Origin of the sequence: Paenibacillus tepidiphilus (assembly GCF_008635795.1) — a bacterium.
Taxonomy (GTDB): Bacteria; Bacillota; Bacilli; order Paenibacillales; family Paenibacillaceae; genus Paenibacillus_AQ; species Paenibacillus_AQ tepidiphilus.
In genome coordinates this window covers 132,766-155,854 of the sequence record NZ_VWRQ01000018.1, presented here as the reverse complement: position 1 = coordinate 155,854, position 23,089 = coordinate 132,766, and the positions used below count along the sequence as shown (strand labels likewise).

At 57.1% G+C, this 23,089-nt stretch carries 9 protein-coding genes; all 9 read right to left on the bottom strand.

Annotated elements, in window-relative coordinates:
- Nucleotides 1-330: 330 nt before the first annotated feature.
- On the bottom strand, nt 331-945 hold the full coding sequence (locus tag F1379_RS21430) for a 50S ribosomal protein L25 (protein ID WP_162551233.1): 615 nt from the start codon (nt 943-945) through the stop codon (nt 331-333).
- Between the two features lie 356 nt (nt 946-1,301).
- Nucleotides 1,302-2,267 carry an ABC transporter ATP-binding protein gene (locus F1379_RS21425; RefSeq protein ID WP_150273765.1) on the bottom strand — a complete coding sequence of 322 codons (966 nt, stop codon included), beginning with the start codon at nt 2,265-2,267 and terminating at the stop codon, nt 1,302-1,304.
- Nucleotides 2,260-3,243, bottom strand: coding sequence for an ABC transporter ATP-binding protein (locus F1379_RS21420; protein WP_150273764.1), 984 nt, complete (start codon nt 3,241-3,243; stop codon nt 2,260-2,262). Before F1379_RS21420 ends, F1379_RS21425 begins: the two co-directional genes overlap by 8 nt.
- Nucleotides 3,244-3,257: 14 nt before the next feature.
- Nucleotides 3,258-4,181 (bottom strand): oligopeptide ABC transporter permease, encoded by a 924-nt coding sequence (opp4C, locus tag F1379_RS21415; RefSeq protein WP_150273763.1) that lies wholly within the window; start codon nt 4,179-4,181, stop codon nt 3,258-3,260.
- A 13-nt stretch (nt 4,182-4,194) separates the two neighbouring features.
- Entirely contained in the window at nt 4,195-5,148 is a 954-nt protein-coding gene (locus F1379_RS21410) for an ABC transporter permease (RefSeq protein ID WP_150273762.1), read from the bottom strand.
- A 69-nt stretch (nt 5,149-5,217) separates the two neighbouring features.
- Nucleotides 5,218-6,975: an ABC transporter substrate-binding protein gene (locus F1379_RS21405; RefSeq protein ID WP_150273761.1), complete on the bottom strand. Its 1,758-nt coding sequence runs from the start codon at nt 6,973-6,975 to the stop codon at nt 5,218-5,220.
- Between the two features lie 238 nt (nt 6,976-7,213).
- Nucleotides 7,214-7,912 (bottom strand): thioesterase II family protein, encoded by a 699-nt coding sequence (locus F1379_RS21400; protein WP_150273759.1) that lies wholly within the window; start codon nt 7,910-7,912, stop codon nt 7,214-7,216.
- Nucleotides 7,909-11,826, bottom strand: a complete 3,918-nt coding sequence (locus tag F1379_RS21395; protein WP_162551232.1) for a non-ribosomal peptide synthetase — start codon at nt 11,824-11,826, stop codon at nt 7,909-7,911. The genes F1379_RS21400 and F1379_RS21395 overlap by 4 nt, the downstream gene beginning before the upstream one ends.
- Nucleotide 11,827: 1 nt before the next feature.
- Nucleotides 11,828-23,089 (bottom strand): non-ribosomal peptide synthetase, encoded by an 11,262-nt coding sequence (locus F1379_RS21390; protein ID WP_150273755.1) that lies wholly within the window; start codon nt 23,087-23,089, stop codon nt 11,828-11,830.

Below are 23,089 nucleotides of genomic sequence, written 5' to 3'. Positions count from 1 at the left end.
CGTGGGTGTCGTAACAACTTCTACGATAAAGGAATCTCTTTTTTTGTGCAATTTTTTGGATTTCCATTAATGTCAGGTTGTTTGCAAAATTACTGGAAAAAGAGATACTTTCCTCTCGAATAGTTGTATGAAGTACAGCTATCTCTTCGACATTGATGATTTCGGGGGATTTAGATGCACAAAGTGCAACTAAGCATATAATTCACTCCATTGATCTGCATGATGTTATTTGAATAATCCGTACATCAGAAAAAAGCGGCTGCCAACGTCAATTCATGACGCTGGCAGCCGCTTGTCCATCCGGCACATTCACCGGATGGCCTGTACAAATTATTCTTCCGTCGTGCCTTCCTCGACAGCTTCGGCGGCAGGCGCTTCTGCGGCCTCGGTATCTGCCGGCTCTTCGGCCACTACCGGAGGTGCGACCTTCACGATCAGCGTTTCCGGCGGGGTCAGAACTTCCCAGCCTTCATGCTGCGGAAGATCGGAGACCAGCAGCTGATCGCCGATGTCCAGCCCGCTGATGTCCACTTCAAAGGTCGCGGTCAGCTTGTCCGGCAGCGTACGGATATCGAGCTCGTACAGCTCCACCTGCTGGATACCGCCGGCCTTGACACCCACCGGATCGCCGATGAAGCTGAAGGCTACCTTGGTGTCGAGTTCGGCCTTCATGTCAATCTGCTGGAGATCGACATGCAGCACCGAACGGGAAAGCGGCTGGCGCTGGACTTCCTGGATGACCGCGTTCTTCACGCCTGAGCCCGGGAGTTCCACCTTCAGGATGGCACGCGGGTTTTTGTTCAGAATTTCATTTAATGTTTTGGCGTCTGCCGAGAAGGATTGCGTATCTGAACCTGCACCGTAGATGACAACCGGTACAAAGCCTTTGCTGCGCAGCGAAGAGGTCGAACCTGATCTTTCCGTCAAACGTACTGTGGTATTCATGATATTTCCTCCTAAAAGTTTTGTCAGCATAAGCTGCAATGAATTACTGCGTACAAAACTGGCTTCGGAAGCGTGGACCTAGTTTTGTCAGCAAAAGCTGCAATGAATTACTACGTACAAAACTGGCTTCGGAAGCGTGGACCTAAGTTTTGTCAGCATAAGCTGCAATGAGTTGCTTCGTACCACACTGACTTTGGAAGCATGAAAAATAATAAGACCAATTAGAGCAATAGTCTAATTAGTCTCTTATTAACCATTTTGGCCCGGTGTGGAATCAGTATAGCACTGCGTTCAAGACAAGTCAAAAATGGGATTTATTCAATTATCGTCCATATATTACATCAAATATGCTTAAATCAGACCAGATGGCAGGCCACAAAATGCCCGGCTCCCGCTTCACGGAAAAGCGGAATTTCCGCCTTGCAGCGCTCCACAGCGAGCGGGCACCGGGTATGGAATTTGCAGCCGGACGGCGGATTCGTCGGGCTTGGAATATCTCCCTTCAGCACAATCCGCTCCCGCTTCAGCTTCGGAATCGGCACCGGCACCGCAGAGAGCAGCGCCTTGGTATACGGATGCAGCGGATGCCGGAACAGCTCGTCCCGGGAGGCGGTCTCCACCATCGAGCCGAGATACATCACACCGATCCGGTCACACAGATGCTCCACGACACTGAGGTCATGGGAGATGAACAGGTAAGCCAGCCCCTTGCTATGCTGCAGCTTGCTGAACAGGTTGATGATCTGGGCCTGGATAGACACATCCAGCGCCGAGACCGGCTCGTCGGCAATGATCAGATCGGGATTCAGGATGAGCGCACGGGCAATGCCGATCCGCTGCCGCTGCCCGCCGGAGAACTCATGCGGAAACCGGTCGATGTGATAGGCGGACAGGCCGCAGGCGGTCAGCGTTTCCAGTACCAGCTCCCGCGCTTCCGCCTTCGTGGCCAGGCCATGGTCAAGCAGTGCTTCGCCGATGGCGTCGCCGACCCGAATCCGCGGGTTCAGCGCGCTGTACGGGTCCTGGAAGATCAGTTGCATTTGGGGCCGCAGCTTGCGCAGCTCCGCTGGCGAGAGGGCGTGCAGATCGACGCCCTTGAATTTCACTTCCCCGGCTGTTTTGTCCGTCAGCCGCAGGATGGTCCGGCCGACGGTGCTTTTACCGCTGCCGGATTCACCCACAAGACCGAAGGTCTCGCCCGGCTGCAGCGTCAGGCTGATATCGTCCACCGCCTTAACCTGTGAAGTCGTGCGGCCGAACAGTCCCTGAGTCACCGGGAAGTATTTCTTCAGATGGTTAACCTCAAGCAGCACCTCAGACATGGATGGCCGCCTCCTCATACAGCCAGCAGGCTGCCTTTTGCCCATTGCCGAGCGGCTGCAGCAGCGGCTCGCGGCTGACGCATACGTCCATGCAATGCTCACACCGGTCATGGAAATAGCAGGAAGGTGTCAGGTCCAGCGGATCAGGCACCTGCCCCGGAATCGAATATAATTCTTCTGTACGCTGTCCCATCACCGGCTTGGATTTCAGCAGCCCCTGGGTATACGGATGCTTGGGATTCGCAAACAGGGCGGTCACCTCCCCTTCCTCGACGATTTTGCCGGAATACATCACAATGACGTAATCGGCCATTTCAGCCACAACGCCCAAATCATGTGTAATCAGCAGCAGGGACATCCCCGAGCTTTCCTTAAAGGTCCGCAGCATATCAAGGATTTGCGCCTGGATGGTCACATCAAGCGCCGTAGTCGGCTCATCGGCAATCAGTAGCTTGGGGCTGCAAGAGACAGCAATGGCGATCATGATCCGCTGGAGCATGCCGCCACTCAGTTCATGCGGATAGCTGCCGGCGATCTGCTCCGGCCGTGAAATGCCCACCTGCCGGATCAGCTCCACCGCCCGGGCAGCAGCCTCCTTCTTCTTCAGCTTCAGATGGAGCATCAGCGGCTCCATAATCTGCTCGCCGATCTTCAGCACCGGATTCAGTGAAGACATCGGCTCCTGGAAGATCATCGCCATTTCATGGCCGCGGATGGTCCGCAGCTCGTGCTTGCCGAGGCGCAGCAAATCGTCGTCTCCGAACGCAATGGCGCCTCCGGTGACTTTGCCGGCGGGTTCCTCGACCAGTCCCATCATGGACATGGCGGTAACGCTTTTGCCGCAGCCGGACTCCCCGACAATGCAGACGGTCTCGCCGGCCCGCACCTGGAAGCTGATCCCGTCGACGGCTTTGACCGTCCCTTCGTCCGTACGGAACTCCGTATGCAGATTCTCTACTTTCAACAAAGGCTTCATCGGATGACAGCCACCTACCTCTTCTGTTTAGGGTCCAGGACGTCCCGCAGGCCGTCACCGAAAATATTGATGGCAATGACTGTAGCGAAGATGGACACTCCCGGCGGAATCCACAGCCACGGATGATTTTGAAAATCGATCATATTGTTGGCTGCATCAATCATATTGCCCCAGGTCGGCGTCGGCGGCATCACGCCGAGACCGAAGAAGCTCAGCACCGATTCGCTGAGAATCGCTCCGCCGATATTCAGCGTCGCCATCACGATCAGGAGCGGCACAATATTCGGCAGCAGATGATGCAGCAGCTTCCGGCGGGGCCGCAGTCCAAGCACCTCGGCCGCCTGCATGAATTCGCGCTCCCGCAGGCTCAGCATCTGCCCGCGTACCATCCGCGCCATGCCCGGCCAGTTCACTGCGCTCAGCATCAGCATGACCAGATACATCCGGTAATCCGTCGGCACCTTCCACTCGGACAGCATCGCGCCAAAGATAAACAGCAGCGGCAAATTCGGAACGGTCATCAGGAGATCGGCGATCCGCATAATGATCTGGTCGGTGATTCCCCGGTAATAGCCGGAGATTGCCCCGAGCAGAGCGCCCAGGAAGACGGACAGCAGCATTGAAGCCAGCCCGACTGTCAGCGAGATGCGTCCGGCCTGCATCACCCGGGTCATAATGTCGCGGCCCAGCGCATCCGTTCCGAGCCAGTGCTTCAGACTGGGGGCTTTATTCATCATCGCCATATTGATTTTGTTGTCGGTATACGGCGAGAACAGCGGACCGATGAAGCACAGCAAGGTCATGAAGACAACGACGGCAAACCCCGCGACCGCCAGCTTGTTATGCATCAGCTTCCGCAGGGATTGCCCCAGCAGCGAGGACCTCCGCTCACGGGAGCGCTTCGTCGATGCTTTCGTCAATACAGTTTCTACTCTCATTTAAGCCGCCCCCTCACAGCCGCACACGCGGATCGGCTACCCGGTAGAGCATATCCGAGAGCAGCGTTCCGAGCACGGTCAGAATGGCAAGCAGCATCGTAAAGCCCATCAGCAGGGGATAATCCCTCAGGCCGAAGGACTTCATATACAGCTGGCCGACACCCGGCCAGTTGAAGATTTGTTCAATGATGATCGAGCCTCCGAATAAGGAGGGCAGCTCGAAGCCGACCAGCGTAATTGCCGGCAGCAGGGCATTGCGCAGGGCATGCCGGAACAGGACCTTGCGTTCGCTGAGTCCTTTGGCCCGGGCGGTCCGGATATAATCCTGGCGCAGCACATCGATCATTCCGCTGCGGAAGTAACGGGTCAACGAACCGAGCCCCAGCAGCGTCATCACAATCACCGGCAAGGCCATGTGATGCAGCACTTCCTTGATATAAGCCATCCCTGTAGCGTTGCTGCCGGAAGTGATCATTCCCCCCGGAGGCAGCCACTTGAGATCGACGGCCAGCATTTTGATCAGAAACAATCCGATGAAAAAGGACGGCAGCGACATCGCGGCAAATATCCCGATCATCACCAGCGTATCGAACCAGGAATACTGCCGGTAAGCCGAGATCACCCCGATAATGACGGCGATCAGCCAGGTGAGAAAGGTGGAGACGGCCGCCAGCAGGAACGAATTCCAGATGTAATCGTTAAACAGCTGCAGTACAGGCTTCTGCTGAGCCAAGGAATAGCCAAAGTCGCCGTGCAGCGCATTCTTCAGCCAGATCCCGTAGCGTTCCAGCATCGGCTTGTTCAGTCCGTAGATTTCGCGCAGCTCCGCTTTGCGCTCGGCGGTCAGCTTGATATTGCCGGTAATGAAATCGCCCGGCGTATTGGCGTACAGGGCAAAGATCAGCAGCGAAGCGGCGAACAGGATCAGGATCATATACAGCAGTCTTTTGCTCAGATAGGTACTCATGATCGGCTCCCTTTATTCACCCGGCCCCCGCTCCCCGCCAGAGCGGCAAGCAGAGGCCGGAGCATGGATTTATTTCAGCGTCCACTCGGGAAGACTGCCGGCAAGTCCGATGAACGGACTGACCGTCAGATTCTGAATCCGTCCGTTGTAGGCATACACCGTCTTCTTATAGCTCGTGAAGATAATCGGCAGTTCGTCGTTGAAGAGCTGGTAAAGCTCTTTATACACCGCCTTGCGCTGCTCAATGTCCGTTGTGGCCAGTGCTTTGTTGTAGAGCTCAGGGAATTTCGGATTGTCGTAATCGGTAATTTCGCCGTCGAAGAACTGCATGAACCCGTCGGCCGGATCGGTCAGCATCGGTGTGGAGAAGGAGACCAGATCATAATCCCCGCCCTCCACCTTGGAGACCAGCGAGTTGAAGTCGGCGAAGATTTCCGGCTGGAAGTCGATGCCGAGCGCAGCGAAATTCTCCTTGGCCACCGCGATGAAGATATCGGTGTTCTTGCTCTTGGAGCCGAGATAGTGAATGCTGAGCTTCTTCCCGTCCTTCTCGCGGATGCCGCCTCCGCCCACGGTCCAGCCGGCTTCGTCGAGCAGCTGCTTCGCTTTCTCCGGATCATAGTTGTACGGATTAATGCCTTCCTCCGTGTATGCCCAGGAGATCGGCGAAGCCGGAATGTTGGCAACAGAGCCCGCGCCCTCGGCGGCGTCGACATAAATACTCTGCCGGTCAAGGCCGTAGACAATCGCCTGCCGTACCTTCTTATCCTTAAGCTGCTCATGCTTCAGGTTCACCTGCATATAGCCGTAGGTGCTCGGAGTATAAGGGATAATGTTGACGAAGCCCAGCGATTTCAGCTTCGCAATATTCTCTTCCGTGGCGCTGAAGGAAGCATAGTCCACTTCCCCCGTCTCCAGGAACTGCCACGCATCGCCCTGCGAGGTTTTATAAATGAAATGCTCTGTCTTCGGCTTGCCCTTGTAATAATTCTCGTTTGCCGTGAGCCGCACTTCCTGGCCGGGCAGGAATTTCTCCAGCTTGTAAGGCCCGTCGCCCAGCGGCTTCTCATGCAGCTTCTTGATGTATTCCAGATTGCCGAACGTGTAATCCTTGCCGTAATAGGCCTTGGAGAGAATGTTGGAGCCGAGCGTCACCAGTGCCGTGGCATTCGGCTGCTCCAGTGTGACCGAAATGGTCTGCGGATCAATAATCTTGATCCCTTCAACGGTCTTGGCGGTGCCCTCCTTGTAGGCCTGCCCGCCCTTCACCTTCAGCGAAGGCAGCGAGGAGCCGCCGTCATAGCTTTTGTCATATTGAATCGTCCAGGTAAAAGCGACATCATCCGCCGTCAGCGGCGAGCCGTCGCTGAACTTCAAATCCTTGCGAAGGTGAAACGTGTATGTAAGCTGATCTTCGGATACCTCCCAGCTCTCGGCCAGGTCAGGCACCGGCACCCCGTTGTTGTCCACGGTTACAAGCGATGCATAGAGCAGGGAAGAGACATTCCCGTCATAGCCGCTCTCCTGAAAATAAGGCGTGAAGGCGCCGCTGGGATCGGTAAGCCCGACAATAATGGTATCGGTACGGCTTTGCGCAGCGGACGGCAGCTTGGACAGATCGGCGGCCGTGTAGGGCTCGCTGAGTGCTCCCGCCGGCACAGGCGCAGGTGAAGCAGTCGTTTCCGCTGTGGCTGCAGCATCCGAAGGAGCCGCCGTTGCTGCGCTGTTATTGCCAGACGATGCGGAATTGTTATTGCCGTTGCCGCAGCCGGACAGCAGCGAACCGGCAATCAGCAATGAGGACAACAACAACGTGCTTTTTTTCATGAGTATCATCTCTTTTCTCCAATTATTATCTTCTACAATTCCTACCCGCTAAGTATGATTAATAGCCGATAGTTCACATTATAGAAAGAGAATGTTGTTCTGTAAAGAGAGAACTAAAAAAATAATTCTTTTGGAGCAGAAACATATAATTTTCCATAAAATTAAACCAATTCCTCAAACAAAACCGCCCCTTAGACAACTTGGCTGTCCGGGAGGCGGTTTAAGGGGGATTGCTGAATTATGGAACCAGAGCGTCATTAATGATCTGTGCGATGTCATCTGCATGCTCAAAGATAAAGAAGTGGCCGCCCGAAAGCGTCACCGTCCGGCATTCGCCGCCCGTTAATTCGCTCCATCTGCTCCGCTCACTGTCCCTGATGTTCTCCTTGCTTCCCATCAGGGCAGTCAGCGGGATATTGAAGGCATCGCCGGAATCCCGGTAGTGGTAGTTATCGATCATCTTAAAATCATTCCGCAGAATTGGCAGAAACAATTCCGTATAGGCCGGATTGTCAAAGAATCCGCTGGGCGTTCCGTCAAATTTAATGATTTCTTCGATGAAATACCGGTCAGGCAGCTGATGAATGGGCACCGGCGCTTCCCGGAGATGCAGCGGCTTATTCCCGGAGACAATGACATGTACGGGATACGGTCCGTCCGCCTGAACCAGCTTCCTGGCCAGCTCATAAGCAATAATTCCGCCCATGCTGTGGCCCCAGAAGCCGAATTCTCCAGCCGCAAAATCACGGCAATACTTCCGGAAGAGTCCGTCGACCGTCTCCTCTATCGATGAATAAAAGGGCTCTGCAAACAGCGCGCCTCTGCCGGGAAGCTCCACCGGAACCAGCAGGATATCTGGATGAAGCTTCGTCCTCCACCTTGTATAGGCCCCGGCAGCGCTGCCTCCGGCATAAGGGAAACAGAACAGCTTCTTCATATGGATTCCCCGTGCTTGACGGTCAGTCTGGCATTCAGGGAATCAAGCAGAATGGAGCCGATGGCGCCCGCATGCTCCGGATGCATCATGGAATAATGGTCTCCCTCTGTTCCATGCACCTCTAATCCGCCTCTGCAATGCTGCTTCCAGCGCTTGCCCATCCCCTTCCTGAATGGCTCCGGGACCAGCAGGATCACCGGCGAGCTGATCGGACCTTTCGGACGGTAGGCTTGCTGCAGCGTTATCCAATGCTGGATGGCCTGCAGCTTGCCTAGCCGCTGGCGCGGCGTCAACCGTTCAAAGCCGGAAATAAGCGGAAGTGCTGCATCCGGAAACGCCGTATTCCATTCCTGGGCATCCGGCGCAAGGCTCTCCAGCCGGAGGATGTCCTCCTCAAAGCTGTCGTGGCCGTGATCGCCGGGAGGCAAGGTATCCACGAGCGTAAGCAAGGCTGCCTCCTCCTGCCTTTCCTCCAATTGCCGGACCATTTCGAACGCGATGGTGCCGCCCAGGCTCCATCCGGCCAAATAATACGGGCCACGGGGCTGTACCGCCTGCACTTGAGCCAGATAAAGGCCGGCCGCCTCTTCAATTGAGCGGGGCCCCGCAGCCTGCTCCTCCGACAGATCCAGACTGATTCCCCGGCAATTCCACCGCTCCAGCCGGTCCGCCAGCTCCCGGTAAGCGCCGACTCCCCCGCTGCCGTCGTGAATGAAGAACAGCTGCCGTCCCTCGTCGTCACCGGGCTTCAGCAGGATACATCTAGCCGGCGAAGCCGGCTGCTCCGGTAAGGCGCCGTATCCGTTGTCCGGAGCCCCCGATATTTCCTGCGTCAACCGGTGGCCCTCCAGATCACTGATCCGTGCAGCCAGTTCCCTGATCGTCGGATAACTGAAGATGTCGCCTAAGGAGAATTGGACCTCCAGGCGGGTGTTGATCTCCCACACCAGGGAGGCCGCCAGCAAGGAATGCCCGCCCAGGGCAAAGAAATTATCGTCCAGGCCTACCTGGGCTGCTCCGAACAATTCTGACCACATGGCTTGAAGCTGTTGTTCTACAGGTGTCAGTGCAGCTATGACATCCGCTGAATCCCGTGACAGGACCGTCTCCGGAGCAGGCAGCGCCTTCCGGTCCACTTTTCCATTTGTATTCAGGGGCAGGCTCTCCATCGGGATCAGGTACGAGGGCACCATATATTCCGGCAGGGTCTTCGCCAGCTGCCTGCGGAGCTGCTCCACCGGGAGACTGCCCACGACATAGGCGCACAGGCATTTCGTCCCCGAAGCATCCGTCTGGACGGTAACCACAGCTTCCCGGACGCCCTCCAGCTTCGTGATCTGCACGTCGATTTCACCGAGCTCGACACGGTAGCCCCTGATCTTCACCTGGTGGTCGAAGCGTCCGAGATATTCCAGCATCCCCCCGGGCAGCCATCTGGCCTTGTCCCCGGTCCGGTACATTCTGCCGCCGGGGTTAAAGGGGTCAGGGCCGAACTTCTCTGCCGTCAGCTCAGGCTGTCCTAAATATCCGCGGGCCAAGCCGTCTCCGCCGATGCATAATTCGCCGGGAAGTCCGACAGGCTGAAGCATGTCTTGTTTATCCAAAATATAAACCCGGGTATTCGGCACAGGCTTGCCGATGGAGATATTGTCGCCGTCAACCTCCGTAACATTGTAGAAGGAAGTATAAATAGTGCTTTCCGAGGGGCCGTACCCGTTAAGCAGCATCAGTTCCGGCTGACTGTCAAGCAGCAGACGGGTATGGCGCGGCGACAGACTTTCTCCTCCCGTAATGATGCAGCGCAGACCCGTGAATACCGTTACATCCATATCCACCAGCTGGTTGAGCAGCGGCGCTGTGAACCAGGAGACGGTGATGCCGTACTGGTTCATTCTGCGGCGCAGTGCTTCAGTATCCAGCAGCTCCTCTTTACGGAGTAGACAGAGGGTGGCGCCTTTAACGAGCGTGCCCCAGATTTCATACACAGACACATCAAACGCCAGGGAACAGGTCTGAAGCACCCGGTCTTCGGGATAGACAACCAATTCTCCAGCATCCATAACGATCCGCGCCAGATTCCGGTGCTCCAGCATTACCCCCTTCGGCGTTCCGGTGGAACCGGAGGTATAGATCACATACATCAGATCATCCGGTCTTCCCGGTGACGGCAAATTATCGGCACAAAGCGAACGGTTCACCATTACCGGAAGGAAAAGAACGCCTGATGAAGGGATATCATAGGCTCTGCCCTGGGGGCATAGACAGATTCTGGCCTTGCTGTCCTCCAGCAGATACGTAATCCGTTTGGAAGGATAATCCGGATCGATGGACAAATAAGCGGCCCCCGCCTTCAGGATCGCCAGGATGCCGACAATGGTCTCGGGGGAGGTATGCGCCAGCACACATACGATCTCATTCGTCCCCACTCCCTTGTCCACAAGCACCCGGGCCAGCCGGTTGGCCTGCTCGTTTAATTCCCTGTAGGTCAGCCTGGCCTCCCCGTATTGAACCGCAATGCTGTCCGGGCTCCGCTCGGCCTGCTGCTCGAACAAACGGTGGATGGTGTGCTCCTGCGGATATTCCCGGCGGGAAGCATTGAAATCCAGGAGAAGCTGCTGCCCTTCTTCTTCCGTCAGCATCTCCAGACGGCTGATCGGAAGATCGGGATCGGCACACACAGACTCCAGAATCCGGCTGAAATGACGAAGCATGCGCTGCACGGCATCTTCTGTAAAGCAAATCCGCCGGTACTCAAACTCCAGAATGATCGCGTCATCCGTCATGTAAGTGAACAGGCTCAGATCAAACTTCGCGATCCGGTGCTCGAAGACATGCGGTTCGAACCCCAGGCCTTGAACGGGTCTTTCCGCAGCAGATTGACGGTTCTCCAGGGAAAAGCAGGCGTCAAACAGCGGATTTCTGCCGCTGATCCGTTCCGGGTTTAGCTTCTCCACCAGCATTTCAAACGGATAATCCTGATTCTCCAAAGCCATAAAGGTATGGTCGGCTACTTCATCCAGATAGTCGGAGAACCTCTTGTGCCCTGCCGGCTTGTGGCGCAGTGCCAGCGTATTCACGAACATTCCGACGATTCCCTCAAATTCGGCATGGGTTCGTCCGGCCACCGGCGTCCCGATCACCAGATCCTCCTGGCCCGTATATTTGGCGAGCAGCACGCCGTACACGGCCAGCATAAGGATATAGGGCGTTACATTGTAGCGCAGACAGAGCGAGCGGAATGAACCGGCGAGTTCAGGCGGAATTTCCAGGGATGCGGAGCGGCCCTCATAATTCGCCCACTGTCCGTTTCTGCTGAAGGGCAGATCCAGCACCGGGACGCCGTCTGCAAACTGGGAGAGCCAGAATTCCTCCTGCTTCCGGATGTTCACTTCCTTGAGCTGATCGTTATGCCAGATCGCGTAATCTACATATTGGAACTCCAGCGGTGCAAGCTCCTGTCCCTGATAGAAGGCCATCAGCTCAGCAAAGATGATCTCAATGGTTACGGCGTCCGCAATAATATGATGAATATCGAACAGAAACAGATGGCTGTCCTCTCCCAGCCGGACAAGCTCCGCTCTCCAGAGCGGCGCTTGTTCCAGAGTGAAGGGGCGGATGAAGGCTGCCATGTGCCCGTCAATCGTCTGCGTTCCATGATCCGGGATGCTTAAAGCGGCGGTAAGCGTAGAGTCTACCCGTTGCAGCACTTCCCCGTCCTTCAGCACAAAAGATGTGCGCAAGCCCTCATGGCGCTGCACAAGAGCCTGCAGAGCTTCTTCAAGCCTTACCCGATCGAGCGGCCCCTCGATTCTCCGGCAGCTCGGCATGTTGTATATAATATTTACGCCCAGCATACCGTCGATCAGGAACAGTCTTTTTTGCGCCGAAGATGTTTCGTACAGCTGATACTCCAAGTTAATCTCCCCTTCTTCTGCGCTCGCTTTTTTCAATTTTGACTGAAGACAGCGCATGGCTCTTGCCCGGCTTGTCCGTTCTCTGCAGCCGTGCTTTCCCCGTCAAGATGTTTCCGATATCCGTCTCGTCCGTCTCCATGTATTCAACTGGCAGCGCAAAAGAGTCGTGAATGTTCTGCACAATGACGCCGTCGATCACATCAAAGCTTGTTCTCAGGCTCTCATGCCGCCGGATCAGCCTGTTCAGCGTGCGCTCAACCCTGCCCCAATCCGGGCTTCCCTCCAGCAGCATGGCGCCGGGCAGATTATAGCTTAAGTCCTCTTTGTTCAGTTCATGAAGAATGAAGAGCCTCATCTGCGCGGAGGATGCCGGATAATACGGGCTTGCGGGCGCTTTAGGGATCGGAGCCGAAAATGAATGGGCCTGTGAGGCAGCCAAGTCCTCAACCGAAGTTTCCGCGGAGTTCATTCTTTCGGCCAGATGTTCCGCCATGCTCCGTAACGTCGGGAAGCGGAAGAAATCATGCAGCCGAACCTCTACTCCAAAGAGCTTCTCAATCAGGAAAGACCATCTGTAGGCCATCAGAGAATCTCCGCCAAGCTCAAAGAAGTGGTCTTCCGCTCCAATGGCGCCTCCCCGGAACAGCTCTGCCCACAGAGCGGCTAATTTCAGCTCTATGGCTCCCGCAGGCTCCACGAATATTTGCCCTGAGGGCAGCTCCGCCCCCATGCTGCGGATTGCTTTACGGTCTAGCTTGCCGCCGGAAGTGAACGGCACCCTCTCCAGAGCGAAGAACTTGGCCGGCACCATGTATTCCGGCAGGCTCCGCTTCAGAAATTCCCGCAGCTCCTTGACGGTGCAATCCGCCTGGGTCAACAGATAAGCGGCGAGGTATTTATGCCCGTGATCGTCCGTGCAGTCGATGACCGCCGCCTGCCCGATGGCCGGATGCTGCAGCAGGCAATCCTCAATCTCCCCGGGCTCGATCCGGTATCCTTTGATTTTGACCATATTATCCGTCCGTCCCAGACACAGAATCTCCCCACCGGGCAAGCGCTGTGCCAGGTCGCCCGTCCGGTACAGCCGCTCGCCCGGGGCAAACGGACTGGCAATAAATTTCTCCGCATTCAGCTCGTCGCGGTTCCAATATCCTCTGGCCAGCTCCGGGCCGGAAAGGCACAGCTCGCCGGTCTGGCCATCCGGTACGATGCGCAGCGCATCGTCCAGAATATAGGCCTGCGTGCTTCCTACCGGATAACCGATGGGAATCCGCTTATCCAGCGCCTGCGGCGAGCAATTATAGGCGGTGGCGAAGATACACGCTTCCGTTGGACCATACAGGTTGATCAGCGAAGCGCCCGGCACCTTGATGAAGAATTCGCGGGCCTGCTCCTGCATCAGCTGCTCTCCGCCTACCATCACGGAGCGGAGGGAAGCCACTCTGCCGGACGCACCCGGCGACAATCCGGCCAAGAACATGGACATGGCCGTCGGCAGGAAGAACGTTGCCGTTACCCCGTGCTCTTCAATGGCGTCAATGATGAGACGGGCGTCTTTCTCATAGCCTGCTTCCAAGAGCACCAGCCTTCCACCGCATACAAACCCGCCGAACAGCTCCAGCAGCGACGCATCGAACGTGTACGAACCTTTGCTCAGCAATGTATCCGTCCCGGTTAATGCCAACTGCTTCCACACCCATACGACCCGGCTTGTAAAAGCTCCATGCTCAATGAGCACACCCTTCGGCTTGCCCGTCGAGCCGGAGGTCGTGATCATATATGCCAAATCTGCAGGGGTGATCAACAACCCGGGGTTTCCGTAATCCTGGTCTTGTCCGCAAAGAATATCGACCTCCAGCGCCTGAATCCGGTCATCCAGCCAATCTCCACGGCAGCTCCTGTGGGTCAGGACCAGCTCTGCCCCGGTATCGGCCAGGACCGAGTGGATGCGTTCCGCCGGATCCTCGTGATGAATCGGCAGAAACGCCGCCCCTGCTTTCAGAATGCCCAGCATGCCGATCATGACCTCGAAGGAACGTTCCATCACAATCGCGACGATTTGTTCTCTGCGGGTGCCCAGCTCAAGCAAGGTATGGGCCACCAGATTGGCTCTCCGGTTCAGCTCGCGGTAGGTCATAACCTGTCCGGCATAAATCAGGGCCACACTCTCCGGCGTTGCCTCAGCCTGTTCTTCAAATAAGATATGCACCGGCTTGTCCAGGGGGAGCTCCAGCTTATTCCAGTCCCATCCAGCAGCTGCGGCAGTTCCATGCTCATCCGCAGGCTGACGGATTTCTGCGGACTCCGCTGTGCAGCGGTCCTCTTCCCGGATGCTCTCCATCGTCCCGGCATCCGCCGCCGCAGCAACTTCATTAGCCGGTCCATTATCCAACAGAATCTCACCGATGGTTATTGCCGGCCCGGAGAGTACGGCTTCCAGGACAACCAGGAAATCCCGGGTCAGGCTTTGCACCGTTTCGGCTTTGAACAGTTCGGTGTCGTACTGGAAGCGAAGTTCCAGATCCTCCTTCATCATCGTGGCAACGACCGTCAGATCAAACTGTGCCCCTGTGTATTCCGTCTCGCACGGAGCTATGCTTAGCCCGGGAAGCGCAATGGCCGCAGCCATGGCTTCATTGGCGAACGAAAACATCGTATCAAACAGCGGATTGCGGTCTGCCTCCCCCGAAACATTCAGCTTGCCGACAAGCGCTTCAAAGGGGTAATCCTGATGGGTATATGCGAGCAGAAAGCGTTCCTTAACCTCACGGACGAACTCCGCCGCGCTCAGCCCGCTCTTCGGCCTGTTGCGGATGGCAAGCGTGTTGACGAACATCCCTACAATCGGATTAAGACTGGCATGACTTCTGCCCGATACAGGCACGCCGACGACAATGTCCTCCTGACCGCTTATTTTGCCAAGCAGAATATTGTAAATGGCGAACAGTAGCATAAAGACGGTAGTGTCCTGCTCGATGGCGAAGCGTTTCAAACGGCTTGCGGTGTCGAAACCGAGCCGGAGGCTGACCGCCCCCCCCTCGCCTTTGCGGCTTAAGGGGCGGGGATAGTCGAGCGGCAGCCGCAGCTCCCGGACCGGCTCCGCGAATTGACCGAGCCAGAATTGCTCCTGCTCCCGGTACTGCCCGCCAGCCGCCAGGCTGCGCTGCCAGCTGGCATAATCTTTATACTGGAGCGGCAGCTCGGGCAGCTCCCTGCCCGCATACAGCTCGGCGAACTCACTCATGATAATGTCCTGGGACAGCCCGTCCGTGATGATGTGATGCATATCCATGTACAGTACATGCTTCCCTGCACCTGTCCTGATGATCTTCGTACGCAGCGGCGGCCCTCCGCGCAGATTGAACGGAGTGGCCAGCCCGTCCCGGTTGTCCGGCGCTTCCGGTCCGGCTAATCCGCCGGCATTCTCGATCCAGGCGGCCAGGCCCCTTACCGTACTGGCTCTGAAGAAATCCCGCAAGCCCATCTCAACCTGCCATTCCTTATTGATCAGATACAGCAGCTTCATGGCAAGAAGCGACTGTCCTCCCAGCAGGAAGAAATCATCCGTGGTCCCGATTCCCTCCTTCTGCAGCGTTTCGGACCACATCTGTACAAGCTTTTGTTCGGTTGGCGTTGAAGGCTCCGCAGGATTTAAGCCTGCTGAAGCTCCGCGATCAGGCAGAGGAAGCTCCCGCCGATTCACTTTGCCGTTAGCGGTCAGCGGAAGGGCGGCCATACGTATATATACGCCGGGAATCATATATTCCGGAAGAGCGGTCTTGAGACAGTCTTTCCATTCGGTAGCCTGGACCTCTCGGTCCGATACGTAATAGGCTGCAATCTCAGTGGTTCCGGTTATTCCGCTGTACCCTGTTACAATACTGTCCGTGACAGACGGATGCCGCAGCAGTGCCGCTTCAATCTCGCCGGGCTCAATCCGGTAGCCGCGTATTTTAAGCTGCTGATCGATCCGCCCCAGAAATTGCAGGCTGCCATCGGGAAGATACCTGCCGAGATCTCCTGACTTGTACAGACGTTCCCCTGGCTTCCAGGGATGGAGAATGAACTGCCGGTTCGTCAAAGCCGGCTGATTCAGGTAGCCTCTGGCCACCCCGCCTCCGGCAATGCAGATTTCACCCGGTACGCCCGGGGGCTGCGGCTCCAGCGAGGCATTCATAATATAGACCGCTGTATTGGCGATAGGTCTGCCGATAGGCAGCGGGCGTGGCTCTGCAGCCTCAACCCTGTAATACGCCGCGCAGACCGTACCCTCCGTCGGCCCATAGGTGTTATACACCTGAGCGTACCGGATCAGGCTGGAGACATAATCCCCCTTCAGCACATCGCCTCCGCTGATGAAGATGCGGACGGAGTCAAGCGGCGGCAGCTGGTTGAGCTCGTTCAGTACAAAGGGCGACGTGCTGAGCAGCGTAACCCGATGCTCCCGGATCAGCGCCTGAAGCCGCCGAATATCGAGCAGCTCTTCCGGCTGGATGATAACGATCCGTCCTCCGGCCGACAGAATCGGAAAGATCTCCTCCACGGAGACATCGAAGGCATAAGAAGCCTGCTGCAGAATCACATCGCTGCCCGAAAGCGTGAATTCATGACGGAAGGACGAGATATAATGGACAACATTGCGATGCTCCACCATCACCCCTTTGGGCATGCCCGTGGAACCCGATGTATACAAAATGTAAGCCAGATTATGCGGTGCGGTGTGGCACTCCGGCTGCGCCGGTCCCCCCGTATACAAGGATTCGTCGGTAATATCAATTACCGGCCCCTCGAACGCGACGGCTCCCGATAGATGGGATGGAGCCATCAGCAGGGCCATGCCGCTGTCATTGATGATGTAGGCCAGACGCTCCTGCGGATATTCCGGCTCCATCGGCACGTAAGCTGCGCCCGCCTTCATCACAGCCAGCATGGAAGCAATCCGGTCCACGGTACGCTCAACGAGGAGACCGACCCTGTCGTCCGGCGCCAGGCCGAAGCTCCGCAATGCACAGGCCAGACTGTTGGCCCGGTCATTCAGTTCCTTGTAGGTGAAGCTGCGTCCCCCGCAAATGACAGCAATATTATCCGGAGCAGCTTCGGCCTGCCGCTCGAACAATTGATGGACCAGCATATGCTGCGGCACAGCGATAGGGATGCCTTTCATTTCGGTTAAAAGTTCTTCCTGCTGCTGCCCGGGCACCAGGGAGATTTGCCCGATCGGTCTGGAAGGATCAGAAATGATCTCGCCCAGAAGATGCTCGAAGTAAACGCCCAGACGGGCAATCGTGCGCTCCGTAAACAGCTGTGTGGCATATTCGAACCGGAAGCGGAGCCTGCCGTCCCGTTCGTACCAGATTAAGGTCAGATCGACATGAACCGCTTCAACCTTCGCTTCCATAGGCTCAAATTGCAGCTGGTCCACGCTTAGCGGCTCTCCCGCGAAGTTCTGGGAGATGAATTGAACATCAAACAGCAGGTTCCGGCTGGCATCCCGCTCCAGATGAAGCTTCTGCAGCAGCATTCCGTGAGGATATTCCGCATGCTCGTACGCCTCAAGGGCAAGCGCCTTGACCTCCTGGAGATAATCTGCGAACCTCTTGCCGCCGGAAGGCGCACTCCGGAGCGCCAGCGTATTAATGAAGAGGCCGACCAGCGGTTCGGTCTCTTTGCGTTCCCGGCCGGCGCTTGGCGTGCCGATTACCAGCTCTTCCTTGTTGGCGTATTTGGCCAGGAGCACCGCGTATGCGGCAAACAGAAGCATAAACAGCGTTACCCCGCTCCCGGAGGCCGCGGTCTTGACTTTGGCCGTCACTTCTTCTCCTAACTCCAGGTTGTAGACATCGCCCGCGTAATTCATTTCAGGCGGCCTTGGCGAGTCGGTCGGCAGCTCCAGTACAGGCCATTCATCATGAAACAGATTAAGCCAGTATTGTTCCTGACGGTCCAGCTCCGCGCCTTGCAGCCGTTCATTCAGCCATAGCGCGTAATCGGTATACTGGACCGGGAGCTCCGGAAGCTCCTGACCGGAATACAGTTGAATGATGTCGCTCAGCAATATTCCGATGGAGGCGCCGTCCGCAATGATATGGTCCACATCAAGCATGAAGAGATGCCGCTCGGCGGATACCCGGATCAGCCTGGCTCTGAACAAAGGTGCGGCGTTCAAATCAAACGGCCGGACAAATTCCCTGATATACTCCCGGTACTCACGGTTATCCGCATCCGCGAACTCAAGTTCAAACGGAGCTTCCTTCAGTACCTTCTGGACCAGCTCCTCCCCCTGCATTTCGAAGGAGGTTCGCAGCGAACTTTGACGCTTGACGACCTGCTGCAGGGCATTCTCCAGCCGCTCCACATCCAGGGGTCCGCTCAGAATCATCGCGCTGCACAGATTGTTCAGTGTGCTCTCTCCGGCCATTTGCCGGATCAGATAAAATTGCCGCTGTGCGGATGTAGCCAGATAGTATTCACGGTTACCTGCGGGCTCCAGCGCTGTCTCTTGTGCGGGAAGCCCCGTCTGCGGCGGCTCCGCCCCGGCAGCCGGTCTGCTCCAGGCAGGCGCCCCGTCATCCACGTATCCCGCCAGCTCTTCTACCGTCAAGTACCGGAACAGATCGCCGATCTCCGTCTTCTTGGTTAAGGTATTGTTCATCATGGCGACAATTTTGCCGGCCAACAGCGAATCTCCGCCTAATTCATAAAAATTATCATAGAGATTCACCTGCTCATGTCCCAGCACCTCGGCCCAAATTCCGGCAATCGTCCGCTCCGAATCGCTGTATATCCCCGATCCCCTGCCCTGGATGCTGAAACTGCGGCGCTGCGGGGTTCCGGACTTCGGCCCGGACCGGCGGTTGCGGTACCGTCCCAAGGCGCTGCGGATTCCGGCTGACAAGCCTACCGGCATGGCCGCTTCAAGCTGGGCAGCCTGGGTATAGTTCAGCCTGCCGACCATCATGCGCGGCGCCGGATGCTTCAGGATTTCCTCCAGGGCATCCAGCGCTTCGCCTGTCCGCAGACCCCGGAACCATGAGGAATTCAGGTCCACCTTATAATCAACGGCCATGCCCGTCTCGCTCCAGGAAGCCCACTCTATGGCAATGGTCTTCTTGCCCGAACGGTTGCGATGCTCTGCATAAGCGTCCATAAAGGCGTTCGCCGCCGTATAGTCCGATTGTCCAGGCCCTCCGAATACGGAAGAGACCGATGAGAATAACAAAAGAAAATCCAGATCATCCTGCTCCGTCAGCTTGTCCAGAATGCGTGTTCCTTGAATTTTGGGCAGCAGAACCTGACAGAACCCCTCGTCCTCCTTCAGGGCAAAGACACCTGCACCGGCGTTACCGGCCGCATGGATCACCCCGTGGATTCCTCCGGCCTTATGCCGCAAACCGGTGAAGAACCGGTCTAGGCTCTCTTCATCCGCCATATCGGCCTGTATATACTCAACAACCGCCCCGGCGGATTCCATAGCCAGGTAGGCCTGAATGCTTCTGAATGCCCGGGGGTCGGTATCTGCGGCATCGGCGGTTGCCCAGGCTTCCTTGGGCGGCAACGCTGTCCGGGCGATAAAAGCCAGATGGACGCTGGCCCGGGAGGCGAGCCGCTTCCCGACCTCCAGCGCCAGTCCCCCGGTGCCTCCGGTGATGACATACACCCCACCGTCCCTGACGGTCAGGCCTGCACCTGCAGATTCGCCGGAATCAGCCGGCTCGCCGGGCTCTGTCCATTGCAGCTCTTCGGCATAGCACTTTCCGTCCCGCAGCGCCAGCAGATACGGGCTGTCGCCCATGGCCATGGCGGCAAGCACATCCTCCGGCTCCGCCGTTCCGTCCACATCAATGCAGCGGCAGGCCAGGCCGGAATCCTCCTGCTGGGCAACCTTGGCCAATCCGTACAACGCCGCGTGCTCCGGCATAATCAGCGTTTCCGTTCCGGTTACCTCATAGGCGGATCTGGCAATAACAAGCAGCTCGGCATTCAGCTTGCCGGTCACCGCCTGAGTCAGATGCAGAAAGGTTAACAAGAGCGATTCATCGGACACCCAGGGGTCCGCTCCCCATAGATAGAGGAGGGTTCCGGGACGCATGCATTCCTCTTCTGCAAAGAGCCGGGCAAACTCCGCTTTGCTTCCGCCGCAAATATAGGTGCCGCCGCCCAGGCGGGCGAAGCCCTCGCCGCGCTTGACTTCAATCACCTGCTGGCCTTCCCCGCGGAGGCGCCGGACCAGTGACGCGGCCAACGGGCTTTCATCCGTGAACATGATTACAGCTTGCGCCTGCGGCCATATCCGGGCAGAAGCTGATATCTTCGCTGCCCCCTGCTCACTGTCCACGCTGGTCCAGGCTATACGATGGTAAAGCCGGTCTTCTGCTGGCGGTCCCGCCTGTACCTCTCCGGCACGGACCCTTTTCACGGTATAATCCTCAATTTCGAGCAGCAATCTACCGGTATCATCCATAATCAGCACATCGACGGTTAACAGCTCTCCGTTTTGCTTGGACCCCTGTTTCTTCACGGCATAGCTATAGAAGTGTTCCGGGAGGGAATCGTAGATCCGTAATTTACGATAAGTAAGGGGCAGAAACAGCCCGGTGCCCAGGCTTTGACTGGTCACCCCCACCGCCGCATCCAGCAGTGCAGGATGCAGTCTGTACTGCTCCAGATCTGCACGAAACGGACGGCTCAGCGATAATTCCGCCAGCACCCGGTCGGTTCCCGCTTCAATTCTCCGCAAGGCGTTCCAGCGCGGTCCAAATTCAAAGGCACCGGCACCGTCCTCCGCATCTTCTGCGATGGTTATCTCCTGCACCCGGCATTGCGACCGGAGCTCATCCATATTAACGGAGCGGCCGCTGCCCGTACTATAAGAGGCTTTGCCCTGGGCGTGCCTGATCCAGCTCCGTTCCTCCGCCGGACCGGGAGGCTCCCCGCAGCTCAGCACCGTAAATTCAATCTCCTCCTCTTCCCAGCGGAGGATCGTCTGTACTTCTCGCGTTTCGCCCTGGTCCACAATCAGCGGCGACACGAAGAGAATATCCCGGAGCTCAAGAGCTTCGCCTGAACGGCCGCATGCCTGCAAGGCTGCCTGTACCATCTCCAGATATGCCGTTCCCGGAACGATGGAGCGGCCAGCAACCACATGCTCGCTGAGCACCCAGTGCCGCTCAACCGAGAAGCTGGTGACAAAGATCGCCTGATTCTCCGTTTCGGCCAGGCGCTGGTCAAGCAGCGGATGCAGAGAAGCCGCTTGGGCCGGCTTTCTGCTCTTCCCTGTTGCCGCTCCCTCATCGGGAACGACCCAGCAGTGATGCCGTTCGAACGGATACACCGGTGCCGGTACCCGGTAGCGTGCTTCGTTCTCATACAGCCTTTCCCAGGCGATATCCGCCCCGGCAACATATAAGCGGCCGGTCTGCATTAATTTCCGATCATATTCTGTCTGCTGCTGCAGCACTGCTTCACTCTCGCGGCTAAGCTCCCGCTGCTCGTCCACGGTCAAATCGCCGGCTTCCTTTTCCTTGCGGAGAGAAACCGTCCGGTGGCGGCCATAATATACGCCGGGTGCTATCTCGCCGGACAGCAGCGACCCGCCGCCGTGCAGGCTTTCCTGAAGCTGTGCCAGCTTCTGCGCGAGCTCCCCGCGGCTGCTGCAGAGCACTGCTGCGCGGCAGGCATAATGCCCCCGGCCCGTATTCGCGGTATAACAGAGATCGCGCAGGGAATGGCGGTTCTCCTCATCCTGCAGATAGCTCCGGTAAGCCTCCAGATAAGCCGACAGCGCCGTTTCGCTTCTGGCCGACAGGCTGAACAGCGCAAGCTCCCCGGTTAGCTCCCCGGAATCTTCCGGTGCCGTGGTATTTAGGACTGTATCCGCAGTAAGGGGGGCCTCTTCAAGAACAACGTGACAGTTGGTGCCGCTCAGCCCGAAGGAGCTGACCCCGCATAAGCGGGGTGCCCCCCCGGACTCCCATACACGCAGTCTCTCATTGACGTAAACCGGCGAATCCATAAATGCAATCCGGGCATTGGGCTCCGTAAAATGCAGGCTGGCCGGAAGCTCCTTATGCTTCAGACTCAGCACCGCTTTGAGGAAGCCGGCAATCCCCGCACAGTGATCCAAATGACCGATATTGGTTTTGACCGAGCCAATTCCGCAAAACTGCTTCCGGCCCGTATATCTCCTGAAGGCTTTGCGGATGCCGTCGATTTCAACGGGATCGCCCAGCTTCGTACCGGTCCCGTGTGCCTCGATATATTCAAGGCGCTCCGGATGAATTCCCGCGTCCGCCCAGGCTCTGGCCAGCACATCCTCCTGCGCCAGCGAATTGGGCGACGTGATCCCTGCAGAGGTGCCGTCGTTATTGACGGCACTGCCTTTTACCACCGCATAGATGTGGTCACGGTCCCGGACCGCCCGTTTCAGCGGCTTTAGCAGGACGGCAACGACGCCTTCTCCGCCTCCGGTGCCGTCGGACTTGTCATCAAAGGTCCGTGTGCGGTCATCCGATGAGCCTACCCCCAAGCCGCCGCCGCTTCCCTGCTTCACCGGCAGTAGCGAGAGCTTGACTCCGCCCGCAACAGCGAAGTCGCATTCTCCCTGCCGCAGGGCACGGCAGGCCAGATGAACGGCCACGAGAGAAGAGGAGCATGCCGTATCCACCAGCATGCTGGGCCCCTTCAAATCCAGCAGATAGGCGATCCGGCTGGCAATCATCGAGTGTATATTGCCGGGAATCGAGGCGTTGAGCGAAGCGGGAGACAATTCGGCGATCAGCCGTTTATACTCCTCGCCCATATCGCTTCCGAAGCCGACATATACGCCGGTGCTGCTGCCCGCCAGACGCCCGCCTCCATAGCCCGCATCTTCAATGGCCGTCCAGGCGGTCTGAAGGAACATCCGCTGGTTCGGGTCCATCAGATTGGCTTCGTTCGGCGACAAGTGGAAAAAGGAATAATCAAAGACATCGACCTCATCGAGATAGCCACCCTCGAACATCGCAGTGTTTTCGTCTAAATAACCCGCATGGTACAGCTCCTGCAGATTCTTCTTTCTGGCCTCCGGGAACGGCCGGATGGCGTCTCTTCCTTCCCGCAGGCTCTCCCAGAACTGTCCGGCATCCCCGCTTCCGGCGATTTTACAGGCGATGCCGATGACGGCAATGTCCTCGTCGCGGAATTGCTGCGGCCGGTTCGGACCGCTGCCTGCGTAATCGGCTTCACTTAGTTTCAAGTCCGCTAAATTCAGCTGCAATTTGGACAC